Source organism: Alteromonas antoniana, from assembly GCF_019249295.1.
Lineage (GTDB): Bacteria > Pseudomonadota > Gammaproteobacteria > Enterobacterales > Alteromonadaceae > Alteromonas > Alteromonas antoniana.
Map to the genome: position 1 here is coordinate 103,974 of NZ_JAESDH010000003.1, position 26,028 is coordinate 130,001.

The 26,028-nt window shown below is 45.0% G+C and carries 27 protein-coding genes; 18 read left to right on the forward strand and 9 right to left on the reverse strand.

All coding sequences use genetic code 11. From position 1 onward, the window contains the following. Positions 1–70 precede the first annotated feature (70 nt). A complete protein-coding gene (locus tag JKP77_RS03140; RefSeq protein WP_218309766.1) occupies positions 71–436 on the forward strand; it encodes a hypothetical protein in 366 nt (121 codons plus the stop codon). An 80-nt stretch (positions 437–516) separates the two neighbouring features. Here JKP77_RS03140 and JKP77_RS03145 read toward each other — a convergent pair whose 3' ends face one another. From JKP77_RS03145 to JKP77_RS03170, 6 genes are all read right to left on the reverse strand, one after another. Beyond that, positions 517–783 (reverse strand): hypothetical protein, encoded by a 267-nt coding sequence (locus JKP77_RS03145; protein ID WP_218309767.1) that lies wholly within the window; start codon positions 781–783, stop codon positions 517–519. Beyond that, positions 783–1,301, reverse strand: a complete 519-nt coding sequence (locus JKP77_RS03150) for a hypothetical protein (protein ID WP_218309768.1) — start codon at positions 1,299–1,301, stop codon at positions 783–785. Before JKP77_RS03150 ends, JKP77_RS03145 begins: the two co-directional genes overlap by 1 nt. Positions 1,302–1,737: 436 nt before the next feature. Further along, entirely contained in the window at positions 1,738–2,586 is an 849-nt protein-coding gene (locus tag JKP77_RS03155; RefSeq protein WP_218309769.1) for an HNH endonuclease family protein, read from the reverse strand. 727 nt (positions 2,587–3,313) lie between these two features. Continuing rightward, positions 3,314–4,213 (reverse strand): 3'-5' exonuclease, encoded by a 900-nt coding sequence (locus JKP77_RS03160; protein WP_218309770.1) that lies wholly within the window; start codon positions 4,211–4,213, stop codon positions 3,314–3,316. 12 nt (positions 4,214–4,225) lie between these two features. Further along, on the reverse strand, positions 4,226–5,638 hold the full coding sequence (locus JKP77_RS03165; protein ID WP_218309771.1) for a DNA cytosine methyltransferase: 1,413 nt from the start codon (positions 5,636–5,638) through the stop codon (positions 4,226–4,228). Between the two features lie 97 nt (positions 5,639–5,735). Continuing rightward, on the reverse strand, positions 5,736–6,080 hold the full coding sequence (locus tag JKP77_RS03170; protein ID WP_218309772.1) for a hypothetical protein: 345 nt from the start codon (positions 6,078–6,080) through the stop codon (positions 5,736–5,738). Between the two features lie 263 nt (positions 6,081–6,343). Between JKP77_RS03170 and JKP77_RS03175 the strand changes: the two genes are divergently transcribed. The 13 genes from JKP77_RS03175 to JKP77_RS03235 all read left to right on the forward strand — a co-directional run bounded on the left by JKP77_RS03175 (position 6,344) and on the right by JKP77_RS03235 (position 19,860). Next, positions 6,344–7,456, forward strand: a complete 1,113-nt coding sequence (locus tag JKP77_RS03175; RefSeq protein ID WP_218309773.1) for a DNA sulfur modification protein DndB — start codon at positions 6,344–6,346, stop codon at positions 7,454–7,456. Positions 7,457–7,482: 26 nt separating this feature from the next. Continuing rightward, positions 7,483–7,878 carry a hypothetical protein gene (locus tag JKP77_RS03180; protein WP_218309774.1) on the forward strand — a complete coding sequence of 132 codons (396 nt, stop codon included), beginning with the start codon at positions 7,483–7,485 and terminating at the stop codon, positions 7,876–7,878. Between the two features lie 46 nt (positions 7,879–7,924). Then, positions 7,925–9,025, forward strand: coding sequence for a phosphoadenosine phosphosulfate reductase domain-containing protein (locus JKP77_RS03185; protein WP_218309775.1), 1,101 nt, complete (start codon positions 7,925–7,927; stop codon positions 9,023–9,025). A gap of 138 nt (positions 9,026–9,163) precedes the next feature. Then, complete coding sequence (locus JKP77_RS03190; RefSeq protein ID WP_218309776.1) at positions 9,164–12,550, forward strand: sulfurtransferase TusA family protein; 3,387 nt, start codon at positions 9,164–9,166, stop codon at positions 12,548–12,550. A gap of 9 nt (positions 12,551–12,559) precedes the next feature. Further along, the gene (locus JKP77_RS03195) at positions 12,560–12,814 is read left to right on the forward strand and encodes a hypothetical protein (RefSeq protein ID WP_218309777.1); all 255 of its coding nucleotides are present in this window, start codon (positions 12,560–12,562) and stop codon (positions 12,812–12,814) included. A 67-nt stretch (positions 12,815–12,881) separates the two neighbouring features. Next, positions 12,882–14,015 (forward strand): ankyrin repeat domain-containing protein, encoded by a 1,134-nt coding sequence (locus JKP77_RS03200; protein ID WP_218309778.1) that lies wholly within the window; start codon positions 12,882–12,884, stop codon positions 14,013–14,015. 157 nt (positions 14,016–14,172) lie between these two features. Continuing rightward, positions 14,173–14,556 carry a hypothetical protein gene (locus tag JKP77_RS03205; protein ID WP_218309779.1) on the forward strand — a complete coding sequence of 128 codons (384 nt, stop codon included), beginning with the start codon at positions 14,173–14,175 and terminating at the stop codon, positions 14,554–14,556. A gap of 58 nt (positions 14,557–14,614) precedes the next feature. Further along, positions 14,615–15,247 (forward strand): 5'-deoxynucleotidase, encoded by a 633-nt coding sequence (gene yfbR / locus JKP77_RS03210; RefSeq protein WP_218309780.1) that lies wholly within the window; start codon positions 14,615–14,617, stop codon positions 15,245–15,247. Between the two features lie 65 nt (positions 15,248–15,312). Then, positions 15,313–16,635, forward strand: coding sequence for a hypothetical protein (locus tag JKP77_RS03215; protein WP_218309781.1), 1,323 nt, complete (start codon positions 15,313–15,315; stop codon positions 16,633–16,635). Between the two features lie 63 nt (positions 16,636–16,698). Then, positions 16,699–17,568 carry a hypothetical protein gene (locus tag JKP77_RS03220; protein WP_218309782.1) on the forward strand — a complete coding sequence of 290 codons (870 nt, stop codon included), beginning with the start codon at positions 16,699–16,701 and terminating at the stop codon, positions 17,566–17,568. A 746-nt stretch (positions 17,569–18,314) separates the two neighbouring features. Further along, complete coding sequence (locus JKP77_RS03225) at positions 18,315–18,776, forward strand: hypothetical protein (protein ID WP_218309783.1); 462 nt, start codon at positions 18,315–18,317, stop codon at positions 18,774–18,776. After that, the gene (locus tag JKP77_RS03230) at positions 18,767–19,030 is read left to right on the forward strand and encodes a DNA translocase FtsK (RefSeq protein ID WP_218309784.1); all 264 of its coding nucleotides are present in this window, start codon (positions 18,767–18,769) and stop codon (positions 19,028–19,030) included. The genes JKP77_RS03225 and JKP77_RS03230 overlap by 10 nt, the downstream gene beginning before the upstream one ends. Then, the gene (locus tag JKP77_RS03235) at positions 19,030–19,860 is read left to right on the forward strand and encodes a Dam family site-specific DNA-(adenine-N6)-methyltransferase (RefSeq protein ID WP_218309785.1); all 831 of its coding nucleotides are present in this window, start codon (positions 19,030–19,032) and stop codon (positions 19,858–19,860) included. The genes JKP77_RS03230 and JKP77_RS03235 overlap by 1 nt, the downstream gene beginning before the upstream one ends. Positions 19,861–19,910: 50 nt before the next feature. Here JKP77_RS03235 and JKP77_RS03240 read toward each other — a convergent pair whose 3' ends face one another. Next, complete coding sequence (locus JKP77_RS03240) at positions 19,911–20,651, reverse strand: DUF7007 domain-containing protein (protein ID WP_218309786.1); 741 nt, start codon at positions 20,649–20,651, stop codon at positions 19,911–19,913. 141 nt (positions 20,652–20,792) lie between these two features. Here JKP77_RS03240 and JKP77_RS03245 point away from each other — a divergent pair, with 141 nt between their 5' ends. The 3 genes from JKP77_RS03245 to JKP77_RS03255 are packed head-to-tail and all read left to right on the forward strand — an operon-like array spanning position 20,793 to position 23,640. Next, positions 20,793–21,701: a LysM peptidoglycan-binding domain-containing protein gene (locus JKP77_RS03245; RefSeq protein ID WP_218309787.1), complete on the forward strand. Its 909-nt coding sequence runs from the start codon at positions 20,793–20,795 to the stop codon at positions 21,699–21,701. Between the two features lie 56 nt (positions 21,702–21,757). Further along, positions 21,758–23,065, forward strand: coding sequence for a hypothetical protein (locus JKP77_RS03250; protein ID WP_218309788.1), 1,308 nt, complete (start codon positions 21,758–21,760; stop codon positions 23,063–23,065). Further along, positions 23,065–23,640 (forward strand): hypothetical protein, encoded by a 576-nt coding sequence (locus JKP77_RS03255; protein ID WP_218309789.1) that lies wholly within the window; start codon positions 23,065–23,067, stop codon positions 23,638–23,640. Before JKP77_RS03250 ends, JKP77_RS03255 begins: the two co-directional genes overlap by 1 nt. 2 nt (positions 23,641–23,642) lie before the next feature. On the opposite strand, the gene JKP77_RS03260 is transcribed toward JKP77_RS03255, so the two are convergent. Further along, a complete protein-coding gene (locus tag JKP77_RS03260) occupies positions 23,643–24,221 on the reverse strand; it encodes a restriction endonuclease (protein WP_218309790.1) in 579 nt (192 codons plus the stop codon). A gap of 12 nt (positions 24,222–24,233) precedes the next feature. After that, positions 24,234–24,575, reverse strand: a complete 342-nt coding sequence (locus tag JKP77_RS03265) for a hypothetical protein (protein ID WP_218309791.1) — start codon at positions 24,573–24,575, stop codon at positions 24,234–24,236. A gap of 306 nt (positions 24,576–24,881) precedes the next feature. Between JKP77_RS03265 and JKP77_RS03270 the strand changes: the two genes are divergently transcribed. Then, positions 24,882–25,628 (forward strand): hypothetical protein, encoded by a 747-nt coding sequence (locus tag JKP77_RS03270; protein WP_218309792.1) that lies wholly within the window; start codon positions 24,882–24,884, stop codon positions 25,626–25,628. The last annotated feature ends 400 nt before the right edge of the window (positions 25,629–26,028 follow it).

Below are 26,028 nucleotides of genomic sequence, written 5' to 3' on the forward strand. Positions count from 1 at the left end.
ATTGTACGTACAATCTTGCGTCAAGCTTTTTATGCAAATAAAATATATTTATTGCACAAAGGAGATAACATTGAAGTGTTTAATTCTATACATGTTGATCAACGTATTTTTCGCTTTCCAAGTCAGCGCAAGCGATAGAAACAATGACGGTTATAGAGAGCAATCGCTGAAGCAATATGCCCTCTTGTTACAGGAGGTGCTTGACGCCAATATTTCCAAAAAGGAAGTCAGGGCAAAGCTCGCTGCCGGTTTCGCAAATTCAGCAGTCTGCTTGGCTCAACATTTTGACGCTGCAGAAGTTGGTGTGCATATAAGAGCTGTGGAAGCAGAGGTGCTGAATACACCCGATAAAAGACGCAAGCGTAAGCGTTATGATGAGCTTCGAAGTGGTAGCGTCGTGCGCCTGCCCACGATGTGTAAATTTTCTGGGAAGTGATTTGAGACGCACCTAAAATGGTATTATTGACCAGGTGAGACCAACTGACTTAGGAAAGGCAATTGGCCCTTAGGTATTAATTAACTTATCCAAATGCCGTTGATAGGTGGGCGCAAGTAGTTGGGGGTTCCTGGAATAGGTGACATCTCATTCGCCCAGCTTATTATCTTCGGTTTGAGTTTGCTGATATCAACATCCTCGATCACCGTGCTTTCTTTATGAACCAAGCACTTTGTGCACCCTTCCTTGCTTATTTCTTCGAGAAGGTAGTATTCATAAAGATCATTGGTGATGAAGTGATTATGGACCGCTATCTCTCCGACAAATGGAATCAAGGCTCGCAGCATTACAAACCTCCTTTATGAAAATCGGTCATGGCCACAATAGCTTTTCGTTGACTAAGTCCGTAACTTTTCAACGCTCGCAAGCACTCAAAGGCCTCTGCCGTGATTTTGCAATCCAGATATTTGGTTCGCTCATCACAGTCAGTTAGGCTCTGAACATATTCGATGAAGTCACGATTCTCGGTAGTGTTCACAATAAAATCACTCACAGCCCTTCCCCATGGACCGCCTGGACTTCCCACACAACAATCAAATTCATCACGCTGTCGTGCTGTGAGCCGGATATCTATGCTTTTTGAAAGTGGGGCCTGAAGCAAAAACGTTTCCGTCACTTCATCCAGGTCAGGATCTTCTACTTCAAGCATATAAGTAGCTCCCTTGTAAGAAGAAATTTTCTGAATAGGGCGGGAGCTGAGTGCGCCGTCGTTAGCAGCTTCAATGCCAATGGCGACTCCCTCTAACTGAATCAAGTTGTCACCAAAGTATGCTGTGCCAGATTGTATTGTCACTGGTGAATTCATTTGTCGTTCCAACCCCTGTAAGACCGAGGTGCATCATGTAGTAAACCCACTATATTGTACGTTCAATCTTTTTTCAATAAAATTTTGCAACGCCCATAAAAGAGAAAACCCCACAAGCGCGAGCCGGTGGGGGGAATCAGAAGAATGATTTTTGTTTGTTTTGCCAAAGCCCAGAGGTTTTGACTGGCCGTTGTTCAGGCGACCGAGTGCAATTATAAATAAAAATGAAGATGTGTCAAACCTCAGTAAATCAAAAAGTATTAATTATGCATAACCAATCGCTGATATTGAACGCGTGAAACTTGAATAAATAATATTTTTTATAAATAACATAAGGTTAGATGGATACTCACCATATAAACCAAAATTATAAAAGATATGAGAATTTATACTTTGGTCTAAGTGACTGTACTGAAGTTGCTGTTTGGCGGCCATGTCAGTGAGGCGATGAACACTTCGCCAGCATCTTGTCCACCTCTCGCTCTTCAGATTTAAAATATGACAAGCCATACTTTTTCATAATTCCATCGAAGTCCCTTATGTAATTACACCTATAGGCAAGATTTGGAGGGAGAAATTCAGTCAGGCCTTGTGCACCTTTGGATTGATTGATGTTGTCTTCGGTGATTCGCAGGTTGTCTTCGTCATTCGCAAACGCCATTTTTTTCGCAGAAGGCCAGCTCCATGCACCTCGAACATGTGCGTAAGCCAGAGGTACCACGTGATCGATATCGACATCTGATGCCAGAGAAAAGGTTTTGGAGGTCATGGCTCCGTACCAAGAACCGGTTTTGACAGTACACTTGCTTGCATTGGTGAATGTCACTGGTTCTAAAGACTGCGCGATAAGGAGCTCGTGCCTGGTGTTTTGACAGTCTCCATCCGTATCTATCCAATGCTCATATAAGTCACGGTCATAAATTTTCGAATAGCCTCGCCCCTCCCTATTAGCTTCTTCAGTTGCTCTTGAAGCGAGTTCTATCTCGCGATGCTTATTGGCATAGGACTTGGGTAGCCGGCCTCCGCTACCTAAACACTCTTCAATAGACGGGAACGCCGTAAAGGACTTTGTTTTTTCGAAATATCTTGATGATTCATCATGACAAATCCCTGAGTTGGATTTTTTCACAACATCCGCCAAAGCATGTGAAGGGGATAGTGAAACATGAGCCATTATGAAGAGAAAGGTAACAGATTTGCGCATGGGAGAGTCAAATAGCCAGAAGGTTGAGTTAGCCGCCTCATTGCCTTCCAAGCTAAAGAGGCGGCGGCAGGCCACAAGCATAAAAGACCTGAATCACCACTTTACTTTTAGATCAATATAAATGCAATATGCATAACATGATTTATCTTGTTAATAACGGTTAATGATAACAATAAGGCACAACGGCGAAAAGATCCCCACTACTTGTGGTGAGTTGATCAATACTCTCCAAGCTGACTTTCGAGGTCAGCACATCTCTGTAATCAGAACTTTGAACTCGGGGCTGTCCTCTCCTATTTTCTTGTCAGTCTCAAAGACAGGAGAAATCACGGACACTTATCAAGGCATCCCCTTCTCCCTGGAACAAATTAAATGAACTTCGCCTTACCGAAAAGCGATAACCATCATTGGAGCTAAAATGATAAACAAAAAAATGATTGTTAACCTCTTAATCTACTCTTTGCTTTTGCTTTTTGCCGGCACTTGCTTATATGGCTGGCTCTCTGGCAACAGCAGTACGATATCTACCTTATTATCTTTATGTGTTGCAGCAGCCGGTGTGATCCTGTGGAGGGTGATGACGAACACTAAAACCGAAAGTGAGTCACCTGAAACTTTTAGCTTATCCGACTCTAATCGATAAAAAAAAGCCGCACATAGTGCGGCATGAAGTGGTTGGTAACATCCAGCTGTCCAGCGCCGGAGATACGCCTTGCTTTATTGAGTAAGGTCTCGCTAACTCAATGAATCAAATAGTAGATGTATATCATTAGCCTGTCAATGCACAACATATAATTTTTATGCAGTATTATTTAAATCTTTCCCGGCTTGTTATGTATTCTTTAGCTACCATGTTGGAGGCACTGGAATAAAGTTCACACAGAAAATCCAGTTCCTCTTGCTCATCTTCTCCCGGTACAGATTTATACCAGTGTTTGGCGAAGTAGGAGGTTTCGCCATTATAATCGAACGAGTATCCGCTCGCTTTTAGAACATCTTTCACCTCAAAAGGCGCACCTATGGCTCGGATAGTCACAGTTGAGGTGCGGATACCATTTAACAAGCGTCGCAGTGCGTCAGGGTTGATATGAAGAAGCCATGCTAACGCCAAACAGTCCACTTCAGCTCTGTGAGCCGGGTAGAAAAAACCATGAGAACTCAAAAGGTATTCCAGCTTTTTGCTTCCAAACCCCAGAGCAGGCCAATCAACGTTAGCAATCGAGCATCCCCAGCGAAAATTACCCAACTCAGGAAAACGAGTTTCAAAGAATTTTCTGTCAAACGACGCGTTGTGCGCGACGATGATCGGATCACCTTCGAACCAGGTAGTCACCATCTCCTCGTCAAAAGACTGGCCATCTAACATGTCATTCGTAATTCCGGTAATCTCGGTAATATTTTCCCCGATAGGTTGGCGAGGCTGCTCAAACATACTAATAGAATCAGTGATTTCTATCAGACAGTTTTGGGATGGGCTGAATCTAACTTTTACCATTCCGAGTTCTATTGGATCGTTCTCGTGTTCATTGAGGCCATCAGTTTCTAGATCAAGGATAACAAGCTCCTCCTCATCCCCAACATCTTCGGCAAGTCTAATTGGCAACTGAGAAGCCTGCTTAACAAGAGGAACTATTTCTATCAATTTGAAATGTTCTGGCGCACTAATAATTTCTGCGATTCGGTTTACTGGAAATTCATTCTTGAGCATTGTGTTCTCTCTTTATGCAATCAGTTTTAAGAAGTCGTCGTCATCAAAGGTAGATGTAGACTCTTGATTATGTTGACTGGAAACCCAGTCTCCGAGGTGTTTACCAAGTGCCAGCCACGGGCGAGGCGCAACACTATTCCCCAGTATTTGATGGGCTACTTTTGAACTTCCTCTGGCATTAACGAGGCAGTGTTTTCCATTCGCTACAGAAACAATGGCTTCTTTCGTCGCCCCGTCTACTCTGCGTATGTTTGCATGCTCTGATGGCTCAAACATACGATACAAGTTTGGCTCTGTTGGGTGTGGAAGGAAACTGGAGTCTGGTTGTGCTTTTGCGTAATTTGCACCAAACGTTTTCAACGTCGTATCACCTGCCTCTGCGACAAAGAATCCATGACCTTGCGTTTTCTTGGAGGCATGTTTTCTCAGGTATGCGTAATCCCGCCACTTTGGAGAGTCTTCCGGCATATACTCAACGACATCGCTGACAGTGCGAGTTGCTGATAACGTAGGTTGCATCAAATGTAGATTGATGGGCGTAAACCCGCTGGAATACCACACTTTGGCAAGCCTCTTTCTGGGCTCAAAATCACCGTGATCAGTACCCTTCAGGGTTGTGGATTCTGAGCTGTACCCAGTAGCATGCAATACAGCGTCAATGATGTGCATGGTTTCAGAATCCTGCATGAATGGTGAGTTTTCCAAAACGATCACACTTGGGTTTGACCGGTTTATCACTTCAAGCACTCTGACAAACAATGCGCCAGCTTGTGGGTGTCGGGTGTCACGCTTATCGGGATTGGATTGCATTGCCGAGAAACCTACGCACGGGTAACCCATTATCAGCATGTCCAGATCCGGTACCTGCTCCATATTCATAGTCAGCAAATCTTCATTTACGAGGAGGGCATCTGCAGTGCAGTGTTCCCATGCATGTTGATTAGTTGCATGAATGTCAGCGGTAACCCTGTCATATTCATTGGCGAAGGCTAGAGCTGCCATAACCCCTGCAGCTTGAAGCCCCTTTGAAATTTGGGCTCCCAAATGACCAAAACCTGCGAACAGCTCGCCAATTCGCCATGTCTTTTTTGGATTGGCTATTACTTTTTCACGAGAACGTATTTTTTCTTCGTTGTGTGAAGCTCGGATCCTTACGCCATTTGTAAGATAAGCAACGCTTACCTCTGACACATCAGGAAAAGTATTCCCCAGCTGCTGAGTTTCAAGGTCAATCAGAGATTTACCGTTGTCCACCACTACCCGTTTTCCGTGGGGGTTAACGATAATATCCACGTAGTTGTCAAAATAGATGACGTCATAGCGCATGCCCGGTACCAAACCAGAACGAGTTAATGCGTTATTATTCATCCAAACCCGCTTGCCCTTGCCGGTTTCCGATAGCTTTAACGTTTCCGAGACATTCATGATAAATCCAACCCCTGATGAGACCCGAGGTGCGGCACACATTGTTCGTACAATCTAGTATACGCAACTCGCACTGAAAGTAAACAAAAAATATACTTTATGCATAATTATTGGAGAGTAATGAGGTAAGGCTGGACATTTCAGAGAGCGTTCTCTCGACAAAATCACCGAGTGAGTGTGAGCCTCCATCTACAAGCATATTCGAGTTCCCAAGAACCTCTCTGAGCCTGTGTTGCTCGCGCTCAAGCTTATCTAAAAGTTCATCTTGTCGGCTATATGCCATGTCATAAGCATATTGCTCTGCTTCTGCAGAGGAGGAGAACTCATTCCAATACAACTCAACGTCTGCAACTAGCGGGACGAAGACTGGTTTTCCGCCCACGGGGTGTTCCTTTTTTTTGCTGCCGGTAACAATGTCCATCATCTCACCAAATATGCCCATAACTAATTCATTGTGCATACTACATTTATTTTGCGTCTTCATAAATTAATGAAGGTTAAATAATCGAATTTTCTCAAATATTGCTTGACGGGTACCAAAAACCCACAAGATGCGCTGATTTAACTCACATATACACAGAACAATCCACAAAAAATGTGGATAACTAAATAATTGATAAATTATGTTGACAAAAGATTGTACGTACAATTACAGTATATACATCTTAACAGCGCACCTCGGCACACAGGGGTTGGAGAAAACAAATGGCTACTCAGTCAACATTCAAAACAGTAAATGTCCTTGGTTTTGCCGGCAATGAAGGTGTCGGTACGACTTTCAATGTAACTATCACCTTTGCTCAGTTGATTAGTCTCTTTGAGGTTCACCAGTGTGAAAGTGATGATGAGCGCCTTCAGCGTGAACTCACCAAAAGCCGACATAAAAATATTACTGATTACCTGGTTAATCGAGACGACACCGTTTTCCCCCAGCTAACGGCTTTTTTCACCAATCAGGTAAACGTCAAACCAGTCTCGATAACCGGAGCTAAGCTCGCCTCCCTCACCCTCTCCTCAGACGCGGAACGCATGCTGGTCGATGGTCAAGGTCGGCTTGTAGGTACAGACGGTGCTCTTGCAGAGCGTCCGGAGTTAGCGACGCGCACTGTTGATATCAAGATTATTTTAGCGAACGGGCCAACGCTGCTGGAGGATGCATCCCGGATCCGACAAGTATTCACCGACTACCACAAAAATGTAGTGAAGACGAATAGCTCGATAAACCTGTTCTTTGATAGTTCAGAAATGAGCTCACGCTTCGTTGTTGATGCTCTGGAGGCATTAGAAAAGGCAAACTGTACTCTGTCTCAGCATGTGGCCCGCGACGGTCGCACTACACACATTTACACTCTGGCACAGTTTAAAACCTTTCTTCGCGTGTTCATGGCCAAGACCGATAGTCAAATCAACGCCGAGTTTCAGGATGAGCAGCTTAGAACGATGTGGTTGTCTCTAATCGTTGATTTCGCTCGCCAGATTGAGTCACTGTTCCCGGTTTTTTCTGATGCCAGCTCAGGAAGAATAACAAATAAAGAGGCGAAAGAGGATTCTATTCTTTGCTGTGCCATCGGCCTTGAGGCCTTGGGTCGAGTCGGTAACCTGGTCATTGATAACAGCATCAAATCCTCTGTTAAACCGGACTTCACCATACTTGAGCCGCTTGTTGAAATGGATATGTCTCGCGTGGCGCCACACTGGCAAGGAAAGGTCATGATTGACAAGAAAATCATCAAAGGTAGTGCCAGAACGCTAGCAATGAAGCTTGCCGTAAAGGCACAGCTTCAAATGACCGAAGAATTTATGGGTATCGCGGCCTAACAGCCGCTCTTACAGGAGAAAGAATAATGGAACAATTGCGCAAACTGTTTGAATATTCCCAGCAATTAAATTCGTCTTGGGAGGAAAACGAAAGCATCGACTGGAGCGAGGCAGAGTCACTGGTCGAACAGTGTAAGTCTATCCCTCTGAATGATCGTCTTCAAATGAAGCCGGTGTTAGAACTCATCAGCTATACAGATAAAAACGAAGATTGGGATAGTGGTGAAGTGGGGCGGTGGCCAGATATCGTTTGCGCTGAAATAGAAGCGCTTCCCCCTACCTATGAATACCGTGAAGACGGTGATGTATGGGAAGTTTTCGCCTCTTACAAGTCAGGTTCACAGGAGTGGCGGGCGACGACGGAAACGGAGTTTCTTGCAAAGACACTGGTTGAAGTACTAAACCCTGCCGATCTCACTTAATGAATACCTGGGCGACTCCTACCGCCCATTACAACGCGAGGCGTTTATGTTTGATTCACATAATATCGATGATAATTTTACCATTCCTTCCGCTATCCGGTCCTCAACCGGAGGGGCGCTTCAGCCTTCAGATACAGGTGGCGGAACGGTCTTCCGTGATGCTGAGGAAATTGACCTAGATGCATATGACCACATTATTCTGCTCATGTCTGGAGGGAAAGACTCCATCGCGTCAGCTATTCGACTGGAGCAGGCCGGAGTGGATATGCGAAAGGTGGAATTTTGGCATCACGACATTGATGGTCGGGAAGGCTCTTCCCTAAAAATGGACTGGATGTTTATGGCTGATTATAACCGTAAGCTGGCCGCCGAATTTAACGTTCCTCTCTATTTTTCCTGGCTAAAAGGCGGGTTTGAGGGTGAGATGCTAAAGCAGGACGCTATCAGCCAACCTGACATGGTCGAGACGCCAGGTGGACTAATTACTCTGGAGCGCAATCTGAAGCTGAGTAAGAAAAACACTCGACTTAAATTTCCTCAGCAATCAGCAAGTTTGGCCCAGCGTTGGTGTAGTTCTAAGTTAAAGATCGACGTAGGACGTCGAGCAGTTAACTCTCAGTCGAGATTCCACGGCAAAAAAGTGCTGGTCATTTCTGGAGAAAGACGTCAGGAATCGGCCAACAGAAGCAAATACAACCAATATGAGTCTCACGCCACCAATGCCACCAAGGGGAAGTTAAACCGTCTCGTCAATGTATGGCGCCCAGTTTTAAACTGGTCAGAAGAAGATGTCTGGGCTGCACTTGAGAGCCGACGTATTACAGCACCGGTTCCTTATCGCCTGGGATGGACCAGAAGCAGCTGCATGAAGTGTATCTATAACAGCCCACGGGTCTGGGCGACAATCCGGCGACATTTCCCCGGAGAAGCGGAGCAAATCGCTGACTACGAAGAAAAGTTTGGGGTTACCATTAGCAGGAAGAGACTGAATGTCATCGACATCAGTGATGGTGTCGCCCCCTTCAATATTGATGACGCAGAAGCGCTGCGCCAAGCTGTAAATCAGCAATATACGCTACCGGTAACCACCAGCGACTGGAAACTCCCACTGGGAGCTTTCGGCAGCGAAGGGTGCGGCTCAGTGTAAGCTGACATCTTATCCCTCTCCCTTCGTGCGAGTGCTTTTTCTGAATTAGTTAGAAAAGGCGCTTGCAACGCAGTCGTAATGTATATATTATATGTACATCAGCACGCGCACCTCGGCTTTCAGGGGTTGGATAAGATAATGAAGAACATCACTTTAGATACGCAAGATTACCGTTGCCCGGAGGTCATGATCCGTGTACGCCGTTTCCTGAGTGCAGAATTGAAGTCTGGCACGGCATGTACGATTAAAACTATCGAGCCATCCACCCAGCGTGATGTTCCCTTTTACTGCGCTCATATGGGCCATCATGTCCACTCGCAAACCAAACTACCTGACGGCACATTTGAGTTCGTCATTACGGTTGATGAGTCAGAGGTTCCTGCAAAAAATAACGCCGTTGAAATCGTCAACGTACAAGCGGAACGTGACGGCCGAGACAAAGAGTTGCATGCTATCTACGAAAGCATTATTGGCGAACTCTACAGCCTGATAGCTGAAGGCTACATGCTCGTCATTCCGTCTTCTTTTGGCAAAGATAGTAGCCTGGTCTTGAGTGCGGCTGTAGTCGCGCATTTACGAGCAATCAAAGACGAGATCATCACTGCTTCCCACCCTTTTGTTGTGATCCATATCGATACAGCAAATGAGAGCATCCCGATGCACATGTACTCGCATTATGCGATGCGCAAGCTGGAAACCTATTGCGAGGAAAATGGCATCAACTTAAGCCTGCACCATGAGACACCACCACTGTATAACCAGTTTGCAAGCCTCTTCTTAGGAGCGCGTAAGCTCCCGTCGACCCCCTCTCTTAATTCCGATTGCGCGGTTATATTTAAGGTTGATACCAGCCACAAAATCCAGAAAGAATTGATGGCCCGGTACGATGCATCGAAGTTGGTCAGCTGCATTGGCTCTCGCCATGACGAAGGGACAAAGCGAAGCGCTTCAATAAAGAAATTCGATAACAATAAATCAGCCACAATGCTGATTAATGAAAACCAGGACGGATTAAACACCTTTGCACCTATCCGGGACCTGAGCAATGAAGAGGTGTTTGAGTTGCTGCAGAGAATCGGTGAGACACCCATGATAGTGCCAACGCCTGGTAACCGAATGGATGGCTTTCTGAAAAGCAACCGCCTGCTAATTCAGATTTATGGTGACTCGGCATCAGATACATGCGAGATCAACATAGGCGCGAATGACCAGAAAGTTGCCTGTGGCGGTTCTGCCAGAAATGGATGCTTGAATTGCTTTAAGGCAGGCAAAGTAGATAAATCAGTCGTGGCTCACAACCGTAGTATCAGATGGAGTGCTATACAGGGTAACGCCAATAAAGTACGTGACTTTATGTACTCTGTGGCACACGACGTTACGTGTAGAACCCATCACCCTCGTGCGTTTGACCCGGTGACCAACCACGCAATGCTACAGCCAAATATACTCAACAGTAGAACGTTGGAGCGCTTGTTAACTTATTATGTGCAGCTGACACATGATGACTACTTGCGTGCTCAGAAATTTAAAGCGTTGGTTAATGCCGGTACGCCGGAAAAGGATCCGGGCTATGCTGAGATTTTAAATGACTTGTCCATTCATGATGAGCAGACGCGTGCAGAGTTTTTAGACATGTACAAAGAAGGCGCGCAGCAGCATCTGATCAACGTGGCCAATTTGGATCACTGTATTTACTTGTCGGCTTTGTGGGCGATGGATGGAGTCAAGTCAGTTCCGTTTAGGCCATTGGGTATTTATAACGAGGTCGTAAAAAAAGGTAATCGCATCCCCTATCCTGACGTGGATACGACAAAGGCGCCCAATGACACCATTGGCGATGCGATGGCAATAAAATTGTCTGAGCCAGGGATTGATCTGCTATCGATGCACATCGCCCCCTTTCGCCCATGGGATATTTTTGATTCGGAAAGAAATTTAGGCTGCATGTCAGAGCTGGTACCGCAATCGCTTCGAGCGAATGTGCACTACAGCAGAATCAGCGAACGTGAAGTGCTTCGAGTGAAAGTCAATGGAAAAGCTTTCACGCCTGGTAAATACACAAAGGAAGCCTTACTCAAAAAAGCCAGAACGCGCTGGAATGAACAGTCTACTGCGGCTCCTATATCGTTCACACAGCTCCTAACTCAGCGAAAAATGGTTGTTGTCGGCAAGTCTCTTAGAGAGCAGCGGGCGAAAGCTGACAAGGTTCAGGGTGCGACGCGTCGAGCTGTCAAAAGAAGTGCCTCCGGTATCATCCGCCAGAAGACCTCTCTGCGAATGTACGCACCTCAAACAGTACCTTCACTGGAAAATGCCTGGATGAAGCCTGAGCAGGTATGGGCACCAGACCATGTTTTGGTTGAAACACCATATATCTCTCAGCACCAAACAATGGTTGAAGAGTCCGCACCCAATTTCGAGATTACCCCCGCACTGGCGGAGTGGTTAGATTTCGGCGGCTACGAAAAAGCGATCCGGATGCACGACGACGCAATCAAAAGCTTACGCAGAGTGAAACGCAAAGAAGATGGCAAAATGACTCTACGTCAATTTGTAAATACTGACGCGTTCTGGGAATTGTCACAGGCTGGCGTGATTTCAGTGAACCTGAATACCTGGTATACAGCTCAGAAGACATTGAAGCGTACCGAGATTTTCAATTACGCCGGCCTATTTAATTTGCCTAACTCAGCTGAAGAGCTGGCATCCATGGACGGTGTGCTGCTGATGAATCAACATCGCAGTGTGAAAGCCAAGGCTTTGCTAGAGATTAGAAGACAAAGAAACCAAAGACGCAAAGCTGTAAAGCGCTTCAAAGCCCTAAATCCATCAGTTTTGGTTGAAGAAATTTCCACGCGAATAGCGAGATTGTTTGACGTTAAGCACCAGGTACAGTCTCCCTCGTGGATTGCAATGAAAGTAATGGTTGGCGCTGGGGTAACCGGTTTTGACCAAGCCGACTTTGTAAGTGCGGTAAAACTTTCTGACGAATGGTTAGAGGAATTCTCGCCAGCCTTTAACAGTGTGGACGACGTGCTGTCGCTGGTGGCCAGCAAGACGGAAACGGCTGCAGTCAATGCATCACCCTCTGCGAAAAAAGATTTGGCCACCTATCTGACGGGTTTGCGTACAGATCACGCAGAATATCTCAGCAATGCCATGCGTGAGTGGAATAATGTATTATCCGCGGTAAAACAAGCTGAACAGCTTAATGAAGATGGAGTGTATTCTCAGGCAGCGCTCGATTTGGTAGAAAAAGCATTACCGGAAATGCCCTCGGTAAACTTGGCAATGGCCAGTAGTTTTCTCGCATCGACTCTGAGCGGGAATAAGCAATCATTGATGTCTGACGACGTTACTAAGACGCTCAGCGAACAGTGGCATCAACCAAAGATTGACGGCGCCAAAGCAGCCATTCAGGAACTGGATATGCTTGTTAGACAGGTACAGAGAAGCGCACGTAACGATACATTCGGAAAATTAACATCAGACGGCCGTAACAACGCCCTGCTGGCACTCATGTAAGGAATTAGAATGAATAATTCATTATCACTGACACTCGTTCGTACGGACGATACAACCAAAGCGCTTAGATATCGAATTCGTGACGATAAGCTGGAGCTCACATACAAGAAAAAGAAAGAAGCTATAGAGCCTGGCACAATCCTTCTGTGGGCACAGGAAGGGCACCACATGGAATCAAACAACGTAGAGCGAGCGCGACAGATGCTCAAGGAAATCACCGGGGAAGAAAATGCTATTGAGGTGAAGGCCAAATCTAAGAACTAATTCCTGAATTGATGGGATGATGCTTTATTGATACTCTTTGTGCATAACAACTAAAGAGAATCATTCAATGTGGCCTACCCTCCTGTTCTGGAAACTATCTGAAAAAACACCCCGGGGAGGTAATTTCACCTTAAAAGCCTGGGGTTTTTTTGCTTTATTATTAGGGGCGAATAGCAGTTTCGCCATCATAAGCACCCCCGTCCCAACAGACCGCATCCCCCATGTTGCAGATGTGCGTAACCCAACGAATCGTGAGCAAGTGAAATTGCAGAACGCTGCTGCTAGAGCGTTCAGGGAGCAAGACGTAGCGTCTCTTGAATCACTTTTCAAGACTGGTCTTAACCCTTTTTATCTGGACGTGAATGGTGTCACATTATTGGATCTCTTCATCCAATCCCACCAGCAAAAACAAACCAATGAGCATATGCATGCCTTCTTGGAAAAGCAGATAGAACAGCTATTGCAAATAAGTGCTGTCAATATCGGAGAAGCGATTGCTGCTGTAAATAATGACCAACACAGCCAGTTCGAATCTGCACTTAGAAAGCGAAATTTCTACCCCTACTTACCTATAGGTGACCAGTATCTAATAAGCCATCTTGCGTTAGAGAGAGAGTGCTTCGAGTGCTTGATGATCCTCAAAAGATACCAGTATGACTTAGACAGGACTTCGCTCTCCGGGACAGCATTAATTCATAGGTTGATGCGTTTTTCAGCTTCCTGGAATGACACCTATAAGCCATGGGTAAAAAAGCTGATTTTATTGGGTGTCGACATCAACCGACCGAACAGCGAGAACGGAAACACGCCTCTTATGAGCGCTCTGTTCCAACGGAATATCGATGCAGCGTCATATCTTCTCGAGATAAACGCAAATCTCACACCTAACGACATGACCGGTGCTACCCCTCTCATGGCTGCTGTAGAGAGCGGGTTAGTAGAGGTCGTGCGAGTACTGGTAGCCAAAAGCGAGATTAACGCTCGTGATCACAATGGTAGAACAGCTGCCCATTTTCTATTCCTCCCGTTTTCGGAAACACCTGAAGATAAGAGGCTTAGTATCATGAAAGTACTGGAAGATCACGGAGCTGAGTTTGACATTAAAGACGAAAATAACTTGAGCGTTACAGAGGTGGCCAGAAAGAATAAATACGGGGAATATCTCGCTGCTCTAGAAGAAATGACGGCTGAACATGATTAACAAATGGCTAATTATATTAACTTCGGCACTCACTTTGGTACCTTGCCCATCACCGGCATCCGACGATCTAATTAGGGCCTTGTATTCGCGAGACATTATCCCTTCTGATATTCCCGGTCCTATTGCTCGGGCACATCTACCCACCAGCAACGCTCTAATGATGTTTACAATCGCTAAGAGCCTGGATTACTCTCAAAACACAGAGCTGGTCTCAAAACCTGTTTTGAGATCTATTATCAGGGTTGAAATTCTAAACAGCTTTTTGCTGTCACAAAGGGAACATCGAGTTTCCGCTGCCGAAGCAATAAAAAACTGGCACCTGGCCAGCTCCTATAGCATCGCTTTGGAAGAAGCCCCTTTTAGAATTTGGTCCAAAATAGAACACAGCTCCATCCACCCTGACTCTCCGCTCATCCAAATTCAAGCAATTCACAATTATCATATTTCAGCGTTGTATGATAAAGCATCGAAACGCCTTTCGCATGCACTGCAGCTACCCCCTTTAGAAGAGCGCAACGAGATGATCACCGCAAGCCAATAATGCACAACAGATATATATTGTGTTAATCTGAATTAAAGACAACTCTTGAGGTCACTATATGAATTCTGAATTTGTGGGCATCCTAAAGCGAGCAAACAACATCAATCGTTGGGGTTTGATGAGCCAGTTTAAAGTTGAGGTTCTCTCAGCTCACATATATGAGACGACAATCATTTCCCATGTGCTTGGCGTCATTGCGAAAGAGAAATTTGGTGAGGATATTTCGCCAGATAAAGTGGCATCAATGGCAGCATTTCATGAGGCGAGCGAGTCCTATTGCGGAGATATCCCCAGTACAGCGAAATATAAAAATCCACGGATTGCTCAGGCAATGAAAGTGATGGAGCGAGAATTTGAGGAATCTCTTTTACAAACACTCCCTCCTGAATTCCAGGAACTTTACCGGCCTTACATTGCGCAAGATAAGTCCGATCCTCACGCTCTACTTGCTAAGGCGGCTGATGTCATAGCTGCAAAATGCCAATTTGAATTATCAAAAGGCAACGATGAATTCTCAAGTGCAAGTGAGGAAATTGCCGAGCAATTGAGCAATTACCAAACCCGACTGCCGGCTGTCGAATATTTTTGCGAACACTTCCTTGAGGGAATGTTCAAGACAGTAGATGAGCAGGCCAAGTCGCAATGGGTCAGTGTGGCGAATGATTTCAATATTCGCAAAGCATCAGTATAAAACCAAGTAAGGCGCCTAACAGGCGCCTATTCATTCGGCCCTCCATATAACCAAAAGAACACTCGATGGAAAGAGCACAAACTCACTATTTGGATGAGATTAATAGTCTCGCCCGAAAAATACTGTCTTATGACTCGAAGAAACCTTCGCTGTACGGTAATGCAGAACGTTACTTTGCATCCCAGCAGGGAAGCACTTTGCTCACGGAAAACGAATATACAAACTTCTTTACTCATATGGATGACCTCGTCCAAACATTGATAGCACTGACGGAAGGGGAGTCGAGAAGTGAAACGCTGGGCAAATCAGCAAGGTTCTTGGGCAGTCTTTTTCACCTTTCCCCTGGGGGCAAGGTCCACCAGCCGAAAGTAAATAAAAAGTTAAAACCACTCTATCGCGCTGTCACCACTGCCAGGTTTTTAGACGAGTTGCTGTTGGAGGGTTATTGCAAGACAGGACATATCAGTCGACATTGGGAAGGTACTTCCAGATTTTCTGATAAAAAGGCAAGAAAGCGGTATTTGGAGCAAGTGATCACACCTCTCTATTACAGTCTGCTTTCGTTTGATGCCGGTCTTTTTCACCCGGAAGCGAAGGCACTGCTTTCAGGTGAATGCAAACATTCACCTAAGGATGAATTTCGCACTCTAAATCACAACGAACGAAGGAAGCTGCTTGAGATAAATGAAAGGCATAGCCTCAGTTTCCTAAAGCTCGTTCTGGAGAGAAAAAAGCAGTACCTCCGTAAAACCGCGGATTACGATGAGATAAAAGTTCAAGAATTTTCAGAGTTTGCTATCACCACATTCAAGTTGAAGGGGCAGTCTGAAAAGGAGCTGGGATCAGCGATAAAAATCTCTCAGATTTATGCATCATTGATTCTCGCCACGAAGCGAGAGCAGTGTCGGTCGGAGACCGTAAACGCCATGTATCACGTCGTAGAGCATGCTAATAAAGGTGAAGTAAAGTTAGAGCTTGCGAATAAGTTCCAGGCCATGTTTGGGCTTTTCCCCCAAGGTTTTGGTATTGCGTGCCTTGTGGAAAGGGCCGACAACTCAATGAAGCCGTGGGAATTAGCCGTGGTAAACAAGTTATACCCTGCGGACCCGGCACAACCACACTGCAGAATTGTAACCAGACGTCTGGAGTACAACAGAAGCACAATTGATGTTGACGTAAGCATTAAGCAAAACCTTTTCTTTTCTGAATCAAGGGAGAAGCTCTCATATTTGCTTAGCCCGGCAGTGAGAAAATCATTGGAAGTGCTTTCGAGCAAAAGCGAAAAAGAGCTTGAAGCGGAACTGATACCTCCAAGCTGGGACCCGCATGAATTGTTCACCAGCAGAGACTTATCAGTTTGGAGTAATGTGTCTTACAAGAGCGATTAATCCTTGAAAAAGGTTCTGCGCCGGTGCTATTTTATGCATATAAAATATATTTTAGGCATCACTATGGCAGATAAATTTGATCAGGGTTACCAGCAACTCATTCACCAATACTTGAATGTTACTAATTTGGCTGAATATCCGTTGTTATTGGTCGGGCGTGAAGATGAGACAATAAGTACAATGTGCTTCTACGCCACGACCATATACAACCGATCTGAAGGCAACAATTCCACGATCTATTTGTTCCATAACCATGGCGAAGGCAATATGGTCCCTGTCAATATCGCTTCAGGGTGCTTACAAGTAAACTTGCCGTATCCTGTAACGCAACGGCTTCGCAGGCTAGAAGCTCCATCTCTCCCGATAATTACCAGGTCCTCGATAAATAGTCTTATCGAATCAGATCATTTTGTCATGCCACTAACAAAAGTCCCCCGGGGTGAAAAGGAGGAAACACTGATCCCCTTAAATCGCAAAGGTTTGCTGCAAGGGGCATCAATCAAAGTACTTTATTGCGACAACACTGATGACTCTGAAGTACAGCAGGTATCCGTAAACCTGCGCTTTGGGGCCCAAAGCATTTGTTTCGATGTTGACGATATCGAATCAGCGAAGCAGTTATTTATTGAGTTGCAAGCAACCTTTGCCCCCGAAGACATGGTCGTAGAAGCCCTTCAAAAGTTAGCTGAGACGACGCACATGATGGAAGAGCCCCTATTCTTTCCTGAAGTTAATTTCTCATGTGAATTGTCCAGGCTAGTATCGGAGCATAACCGAAAATCAGGAAAATATGATACTGCCTTCCCTGGCCTGGACATTTCAGATGTGGACATTTCCCATATCGTCTCGACCGTGTTGGCGGTGGACAAAAAAAAGGCCCCCCCTTCCGAAGCTGTAGAGGATGAGCCATCAAGATTACCATTGATGTCTTGATATCCTCACATGAATTTAACTGCTAATTGACAGGCTTGACTCAGCGGTACACAATATAGACAAGTATGCACAAAATATATATTTTAAATAAATGCGGGATGATTCAATAGACACGTTCAAAAACGGATGGCCTACCGAAGATGGGGAGTTCTATTTACTCCTTACACCCAACTCTGTGCTTCGAGGTTTAACAGATAAACCTGTTTCCAGAACATATGCACGAGGGGTGTTTAACAATGGAAAGCCGAAATCGCTGATTGCAGGAGGCTATCCATCTATGCATTTATTGCAACTTATGGACATCTCCGGGCACAGAAAGCTGGCGCAGTGGCCTGATCATGCTAAGTAACGTTAAATTGGAATCGTGGAGACAGCTTTTGCCTTTGGGCTTACTGGTCTCCCAATTGACAGTTTATCCCCTCACCTTTTCTTGGACGTTCCTGGTATCTTTAACAGTTTCGTCTCTTACCGTGTGCATTATCGTACTACCTCTGGTAGTCACACATCAGTTTTACTTCCCTAACAAAAGTGGCAATCATGGTTAGTGAACGAAAAATAGATACCATCTTGTTATCAAGCGGCGCCTGCATTCTCATGTCAGCTCTCACACTCTTGGTTTGCTTAATTCTCGGCACAGGGAATGTGATATACACCGGTGTCGGTATGATAATGGGCTTCTCTGCGGTGATATTCATCGTGGCCCTATTGCTCCCAATCTCAGATGACTCTGATTCGGATGTAGTGTAATGGATCGATTGCTTACCGTGATATCGCCGGCGCTACCTGGTACGGTTGCTGGATTAGGGATGTTCTGGATCTACTTAGTGATATATTCAATCATCGTCATCACGGTCCCGGCCGCGGTATTCACCAAAACACATAGCAGCTCAAGTCTCTCTGGATTTGAAAAGCTCTCAGGCTTATTGAATACATTACTCTTTACCTGCTGCCTGATTTCACTAGGGACCTTAATCATAGGCGTGTTTGCTTTGGCGCACCTTGCGCCTGATTATTCAAGCATCGTAATCTCTTTCTCGGTTATGGCCCTGCTTTACAGCATAAACGCATTGGCTTTTTCGAGTATTTTAACTGCGCTGACAACTATCACGTTGACGCTTCCCAAGCTCAAAATCGTTCTTGTCGGTTTGTTTTCGTTATTGAAGTCCAAGTCAGCACTATTCAAAGCGAGGGAAGCCAAGTGTATTTGAGAGATATTTACGAGTCCGACAAAACTGAGCTGATTAATGCATCGCGGCGCCAGGAAGTAGGCACAACATTTACTGTAAAAGACGTGCAACATGTTTTGAAGGCGGGATATAACCGAGCAATACGGTTGCTCGAAACAATGGAAGCGCAAGGTTTGATAGAAAGCGATGCAAATTCAACATCTCGAACATTCAAGGCTACTGATATCTCATTGTCAGAAAAGTCCGACGAATTGCAGCTGGTGCTAACTTTTTGATGGCCACACGAAAGAAACAACGTTCGTTTTTGAAGTGGGCTGGTGGCAAGTACCAGCTACTTGATCGCCTTACACTTATACTGCCTGAGGGAAAAAGGCTGATTGAGCCCTTTGTTGGTTCTGGTGTCGTATTTTTGAATACTGACTATCAAAGTTACCTTCTTAATGATAATAACGTCGATCTGATGTCGGTTTACCAATACCTCAAAAGTGACGGCCCGATGTTCATCACAGAAGTTGAAAGACTTTTTAAACCCATGAATAACACGGAGGGCCGATATTACGCGCTCAGGGAGTCGTTTAACTCAAGTTGCGATCCGTTAGAGCGGGCAGCACTCTTCGTCTATTTCAATCGCCATGGGTACAACGGGCTTTGCAGGTATAACCGGCAGGGAAAGTTTAATGTCCCTTTCGGCCGCTACAAATCTCCCAGGTTTCCAGGAGATGAAATGGCCACCTTTGCCCAGAAACTCCGAAAAGCTCAACTGACCTCTACGGATTTTACGAAAGCTTTTGCTAGGGCCAGAAAAGGAAATGTAATCTTATGCGATCCGCCCTATCTGAGTTTGAGTAACACATCAAACTTTATAAGTTACTCACCGTCGTCATTTGATATGCGTCAGCAAGCACTTCTCGCTGTGACAGCTCGCCGTGCTGCAAAACGGGGGGTGCGTGTGGTTATTTGTAATCATGACACCGCGGATGCCCGGGAACTTTACAAAGGTGCTGAGATAGAATCATTTCCCGCTGCGAGAAAAATCAGCTGCCGCGGTGATACGAGGCAGCCTGTAGTTGAGTTGACGGCGCAATTTGCCCCTTCCTCTTGGTAAGTAATGCCTCCTAAGTGTTTACTAAAACACAGGGGCTACAGGTACTCATTCTAGGCATTGCCCACAATGGAATATGAGGTGTTTCTCCATCCTGTAAGGTGGGCTAGGAAATTATTCCCCTTTTCGTTCACTTCGAACCTGACTTTCCGCCCGTACTTTCTTACGATAAATGTCTTAACTGTGAGGTTTTCCCCACCGAAAGTGAATTGGAATGGACTAGCAAACTCGACCCGCACACCATCTTGCAATGACCCCTTCTGTCGCTGAGCAACTTTTTCACGGGCAATACGCTCTAACTCAGCATCGTAATCGTTGCAATAACGTTCATAAACGCGTTGTGAATCGCTGTAATCCTTAAACGAATCGACTTTGGCTTTAGTTACTCCACGACGTGCGTCCCAGGCTCCCCCGAACCAACTATAGAAATGCATAAAGGCATCTTCTTTGGTAGAGCTTCTCATGTACGGCAATACCGCGCTATTTACAACTGGTCCGTTTTCCCGCAGCTGTTTGTCTGCAAGTGCTTTTAATTCATCATAGAGAAAATAGACAACTATGGCCGCCTCGCAGTCTTCTTCATACCAAGTTTTGCGGAAGCATTTAGGGATTTGCTTTTGCTTATCCTTGTTGAGCCTTATACCGCCGTGGCCTGCAGTAGAAACAGATTTAACACCATTCGCCAAGTCGACCAGTGTCTGCGCGGGACCCCACGGAGTTCGAGGTGCAGAGCTATCCCCGTCCCAGAACGAATACTTAGTTGGTTTAGATGCTGTTTGAGTAAGAAATGACATAATTAATCCAACCCCTGACATGCCGAGGTGCGCAATTGATGTTAACTATTATAATTGTACGTACAATCTTTTGCAAACTATTTCCCTTTTTCTTTGCTTTATGGTTATTTTAATGAGGTCCGCTCCAGAAAAGGAAAAACTATGAGCCAGCAACCAATGCCCATCCCAGAACTTCCACCTCAGTTACCCGAGTGGGACAGCGAACCCTTTCCTAATGCTGAATACACTGACGGGCCAAAAAGGCAGCGGAGACCGGACTCAAAGAAAACCGATGATCCCAAACTGACAGATCCAGAGTGGGTCTATATTGGCAGGATAAGACTGCTAGTCACTGATATGCGAGATATAGACGGGACGGTAAGTGCGTTCAATAAGACTAAGAATCCCGACACAATCTCTGATATTTCTTCCGATGAAATGGCATTGATGACGAGCGTGGTGTCCAGATTGCTCATACAAGAGCTGCAGTCTGACAACCCACATATTGATATTGGTGTTGCCCATATAAATGTCAGACTTGGTTCACTCGAATATTTCGCAGATATCTTAGGGAGAAAAGACGGCGACTGGAAAAAAGCGGGGCTTAACCTGGCTATGTTGTCGTTGCTCTCTGGTATTGCAGGCAAAGCAGTGGAGCCAATTATAGATTCTGGTATCACAGTAATTAACTCTGTAGCAGTGGTTGCCGAACGCTGGTGGAGAAAACCTACCTGCTATGGCTCTGACAATGCATCTTCAAAAAGTAGCATAGAAATAGACTGCGAGATGGTTGGTTCAGACCTGCAAGCCGGCTTGTACTACTTAACATCTTCCGGTGACAACGCCTGGAGGGTATCAAAAGAAATATCAGAAATTTACGACGACCACGAGCCTTCGCAATATCAGGTCGCGGTGGCACTGTACTCTTCAAATCTTGATAGGTTTGACGGATCAATAAATGAATTGAAAAATGGCGTCGCACTCCGAATACCCTCAATAGACGATATACAAAAGTACTCTGCAGAAGAAGCGAAAAAGATCTTTAGCAAACTGGCTAAATCACAGCCCTAAAATAAAGCAAATGTGATATAGTTTATGCATCAAATTGCTGATGGGAACTACAATTCATGTCACTGGATGTTCAGGTTGATACCGCGTCGGTTAGAGTAGGTAAAGTCGTCATCTCTGACGCCAACTCGCTTTATCGTTCTATTGAACTTAGTATTCTGGGTCAATCCATAGCGCTCAAGGCTACCTCAAAGCAGGGAAAAACTTACGAATTTAAATTAACTGCTTGCCACAATCAGCATGATTCTCAAACGCCAAATCCGGTCGGAGTGTATCGCAAACTAGATCTCGGTGTAGGAGCCGTTACATCGCCAAAGAAACACGGGCAATATTTTGAAATTAGCCCCAAGGAATGCGCCCACCCTACTTCCCCTTTATCAGGAGGCAGTAAAGCTCGCAAATATTTAGTAGACACCCCACTCGAATCTAGTGCGGAATCAAATGCTAAGGTCAGCCAGAAGACCTACCCATATGTAAATATTGATCAAAGCCAAAACGTTTTATCCGAGGGCGTAATTAGCATTGATAAGACACCTGAAGACGTGGTTCTGATCAATTATTCAATCGACGAGGACAAGCAGGCACCTGAGAAATTTGAGACATGCTCCATTGCAACCGGGGAAGAAGGCGACATTCATCTTGTGTTTTATTCTCCAGTGCAGCTGTCCCGGAGAGGTTTTCGAATGGTTATGCCTAGTGAATACCCAGAAAATGGCAGGGTGACTTTTGGGAAGCGTGTTTTAGTGCAGGCACAAGATAGAATCAATGACCTGGTGTTAACCGGAACACGAAATAAGTTGCTAAAAAAAGTGGAAGACCTGCCATTTACTTTTGGCAGGGTTATGCACAACAACTTCAACATGTTTGATTACGATTCCCGACGTGGATTGTATAAGAAATCGCTGTCAGAGCAAAAAGATTACCTGCTTGATATCATGAAAAAGCGTCTCAAGCTATCTAACGTAGTAAGCCAAAGTAAGCGGATATCCACATCGACCGGGCTGACGTTCATATCATCCGACCGAAGTTTGCTCATGGAGTATGAGGGGCGCACACACGATTTATCTAAATCCAAATTTTTTAAAACGACGTTCGCTCTTTTGAACGAACTGCAGCAATTTAAAAACTTTGAAATCCAAAATATCCCTATCGACGTCATCGACCTTGGGAATGGCCGTGAGATCCAAATTCGAGGTGAGCGCTCGTTTTTTAGTTTCGCTGGGAAAACGTCCGAGATACCAAACGGACCACTTGCCAAAGCGCTTATAGAAGAGCTGGTGGATTTAACAAAAAAACGTGCTGCATTCCGGAACCAGGAGTTTGAAAAGCAGTTTCCTACAGAATTTGAAACGTGGGTGTCACCATAGTGGAAATTGAGCATGATGTTAGGGAAGCAGCATCCCATTACTTCTCAGAGTACGAGACACAATTACTGGGCTGCTGTGCAAAACTGATAGCACAAGAATACCCGGGAGCCATCTCCCTTTTTGCCCGTCTAGTATACATTGGTTGCGTCGACAGCGATGTAGCCAACAACCTCGCTCTTTGGTTGAGGACGCCCGCAGAGTACACAGGCTCATTAAATAAAGTGCTAACACAGCACTTTTCAGAAAGAGAGTGTGAAGATTTGAAAATGATGCTTTGCGATCTCTGTGCAAAAATTAGGTCACCTGTGAATTTTGATTTTGGCTTTGAAGATGGTTCGCAAACCAGAATGGCCAAATGGATCGAGGCTTGTATCGATAGTGGATGCGACCAAGCCGTTCAGGGGATAGTGATGGTACTCATAGCGGCAGGTGATGAACCAGAAATACAGGCAGGCCTTTCAAATTCTTTATCTACAGGAGACATCTACCACTTCCAAATCTCACTGGGTTGTAGTGATGCGTGGAGTGAAGAAAGGAATACTCAAAGGGCGATTGAGCTGTTTGCTCTGGACTGAGATTAATCACCTATCATCCTGATAAGAGAGGGCCCATCTATCAGGCGGATAGGCTTACCCTTAGCGAAGGCCTTTGCATCTTTAGTGAAGGCCCCGGAACAAACCACAATGCAGGTTGAAGCACCCATACCGACCATAACCCCAAACATTTCGCGTACGACCTTTACTCCAACCTTTTGCTTTTTAAAATGCTTGCATTGCACAATGTGAACACGTCCCCTCTTTTTTAAAATGATGTCAATCCCACCATCAGTGCCTTGAGGAGATAATGTGGCGGCATATCCCTCTTTTACGAACGCACTGGCCACCAGCTCCTCAAATTTACTCCAATCTAGTTGTCGAATATCTATTACAGAGTTGAAAGTACGCAGATAAGCTTTGCGACTGCGATTTTGAAGTAATTTGACACCCGCTAACAACGCTAAAGTCGCTGCTATGAAATAGACAATATCTAACGCGCTATCTTTAATAGGGATTGGTGAATAGACCACAGCGTGGGCCTTGGCATGATAAAGCCGGTAGTAGACTAACGCTGATGCTGCAGAGACATCAAGCAACCACGGAGTTCGAAATATGAGCATCCTGAATACCTGTCAAATAAAAGATAAACCGCATTCTCCCGGGGGAGGCCCATTTAAACTCCTCATTTCCTTTACGCTGACAACGTTTATTTTTAAATTGAAAAGCTTCGCCTCTTCAGTAGCTGACTTCTCCGCCTGGAAAGCCGTTTCACTACAGATAAACTCTTCCTGGTTACCGTCGAGAAATTCTGTTTTGTATTTTAAAGTGAATCCAAAGCTTCCAGCGGGGCATTGCACTTGTAATCCATTTAGCACATAGATCAGTTGCTGGTTCTCGATCTCCTTACAAGTACTCGCGTCTGCAGTACATGCAATTAAGAAAAAACAGCCTATAAATTTGAAAGACTTAAGCATAAAGAGTGCTCCGGACGAACTTGCGCACATGCGCTGTGAAGAGGATATGCGCTATCGGTTTTGAAAGTAAGCAATACGCCCACGTTATAAAAAAAATTTATAATATCAAAATACCTTTAAAAATATAGCAAATTCAATGAAGTGCATCAAAAGAAAAGCCTTTCACTATCACGAAAATACATTAAGGAGTGTTAATGTGCATAACTTTGTATCAGGAACACTTACAATCAGATAAAAAATAGTTATATAATAAATCATCTAATAAATTCATAGCTTCGACATGGATGTGGCAGGGAGTTAAGAAGAATGTTTTCGGTATTTAAAACGAAATTTCAAAAAGTCATATCGGCGAATCAGGAAAATGTAAGTTTTATAGCCGCCGTAGTGCTTAGTGGGTTCCTAAGTTTTGAAATCTTCACTTATACAAAACACGCTTTTGTAGGCGGCAGTTTATTGTGGGTAAATGTTGAAGTAGTTTCTTACCTGGTAAGCGTGATCGGTCTGTTGATGCTAGTTGGTGCCAGCAGTATCCTCTCCAATAATGATAGAAACTTTGTGCTCGGTTACGCAGCTCTGCAAGTTGTGGCTTCGGCGCTATTTATAAGCTTAGAAGAGCCAATTTCAAATCCGCTTCTAAACTCGGCTTACTTTCAGGTCATGCTGCCGGCGATAACTGCAGTGCCCCTCCTCGTATTCCTTAAAAAATGGCGGAGCACCGACGAATCCGGCCTAACCACGTGGTTAAAGCGCTTAGTAGTACTTCATTACCTTGTCAGTCTCACAAAAGGGGCATTTACCTTTCTGCAGGTGGCCCACTATCAGCTTGCTACTGGCGAAGTGCTCAACGCACAGCAACTCTATGCAGATAAAGTTTTGAAATCTGCCGAGTACGCAAATTTTAACGGTGAGTTTCTGATTGCTTCAGCTGCCATATGGTTAGTTCTGGGTGTATTTTGCCTCGACGTCACTTTTCGCACTTACCTTCAGGCTTCGAAAAAGGCATCGCAAGAGAAGTTGAGGCTTTCGTCGAGAGCAATAAAGAGCCTCATTTAAGTCCACGCTTGCCGCCCAAACTTTAGCTCTTAGCATTCACAAAATTATGCACATGATATACACTATGAAGATAACTCATGGTGTATTTTTTTATGTCTCAAAGAAATCTAAGAAGTTTTCTTTTCTCACTTACCCGGGCGTTCTTCTTCGCGTCATGTATTCCAATTGCTATTCTGACGGGGCATTTCATCGCAGAACCAGATTCCGGAGAAACAAGCTCTCAGCGGTATACTGCGAGCAGGTATATAGAGACCTGTATTAATCAAAGCCCCTCTCTGAACGCTTCTTTCTGTCGACGACCGTTTGAATACCGGCCAACAAAAAATAGTGGGAAATACCATTTTGCATCACCGGTGTTCGTGCACGACCCAGATAGCACTATCCATATATCGAAAGACCC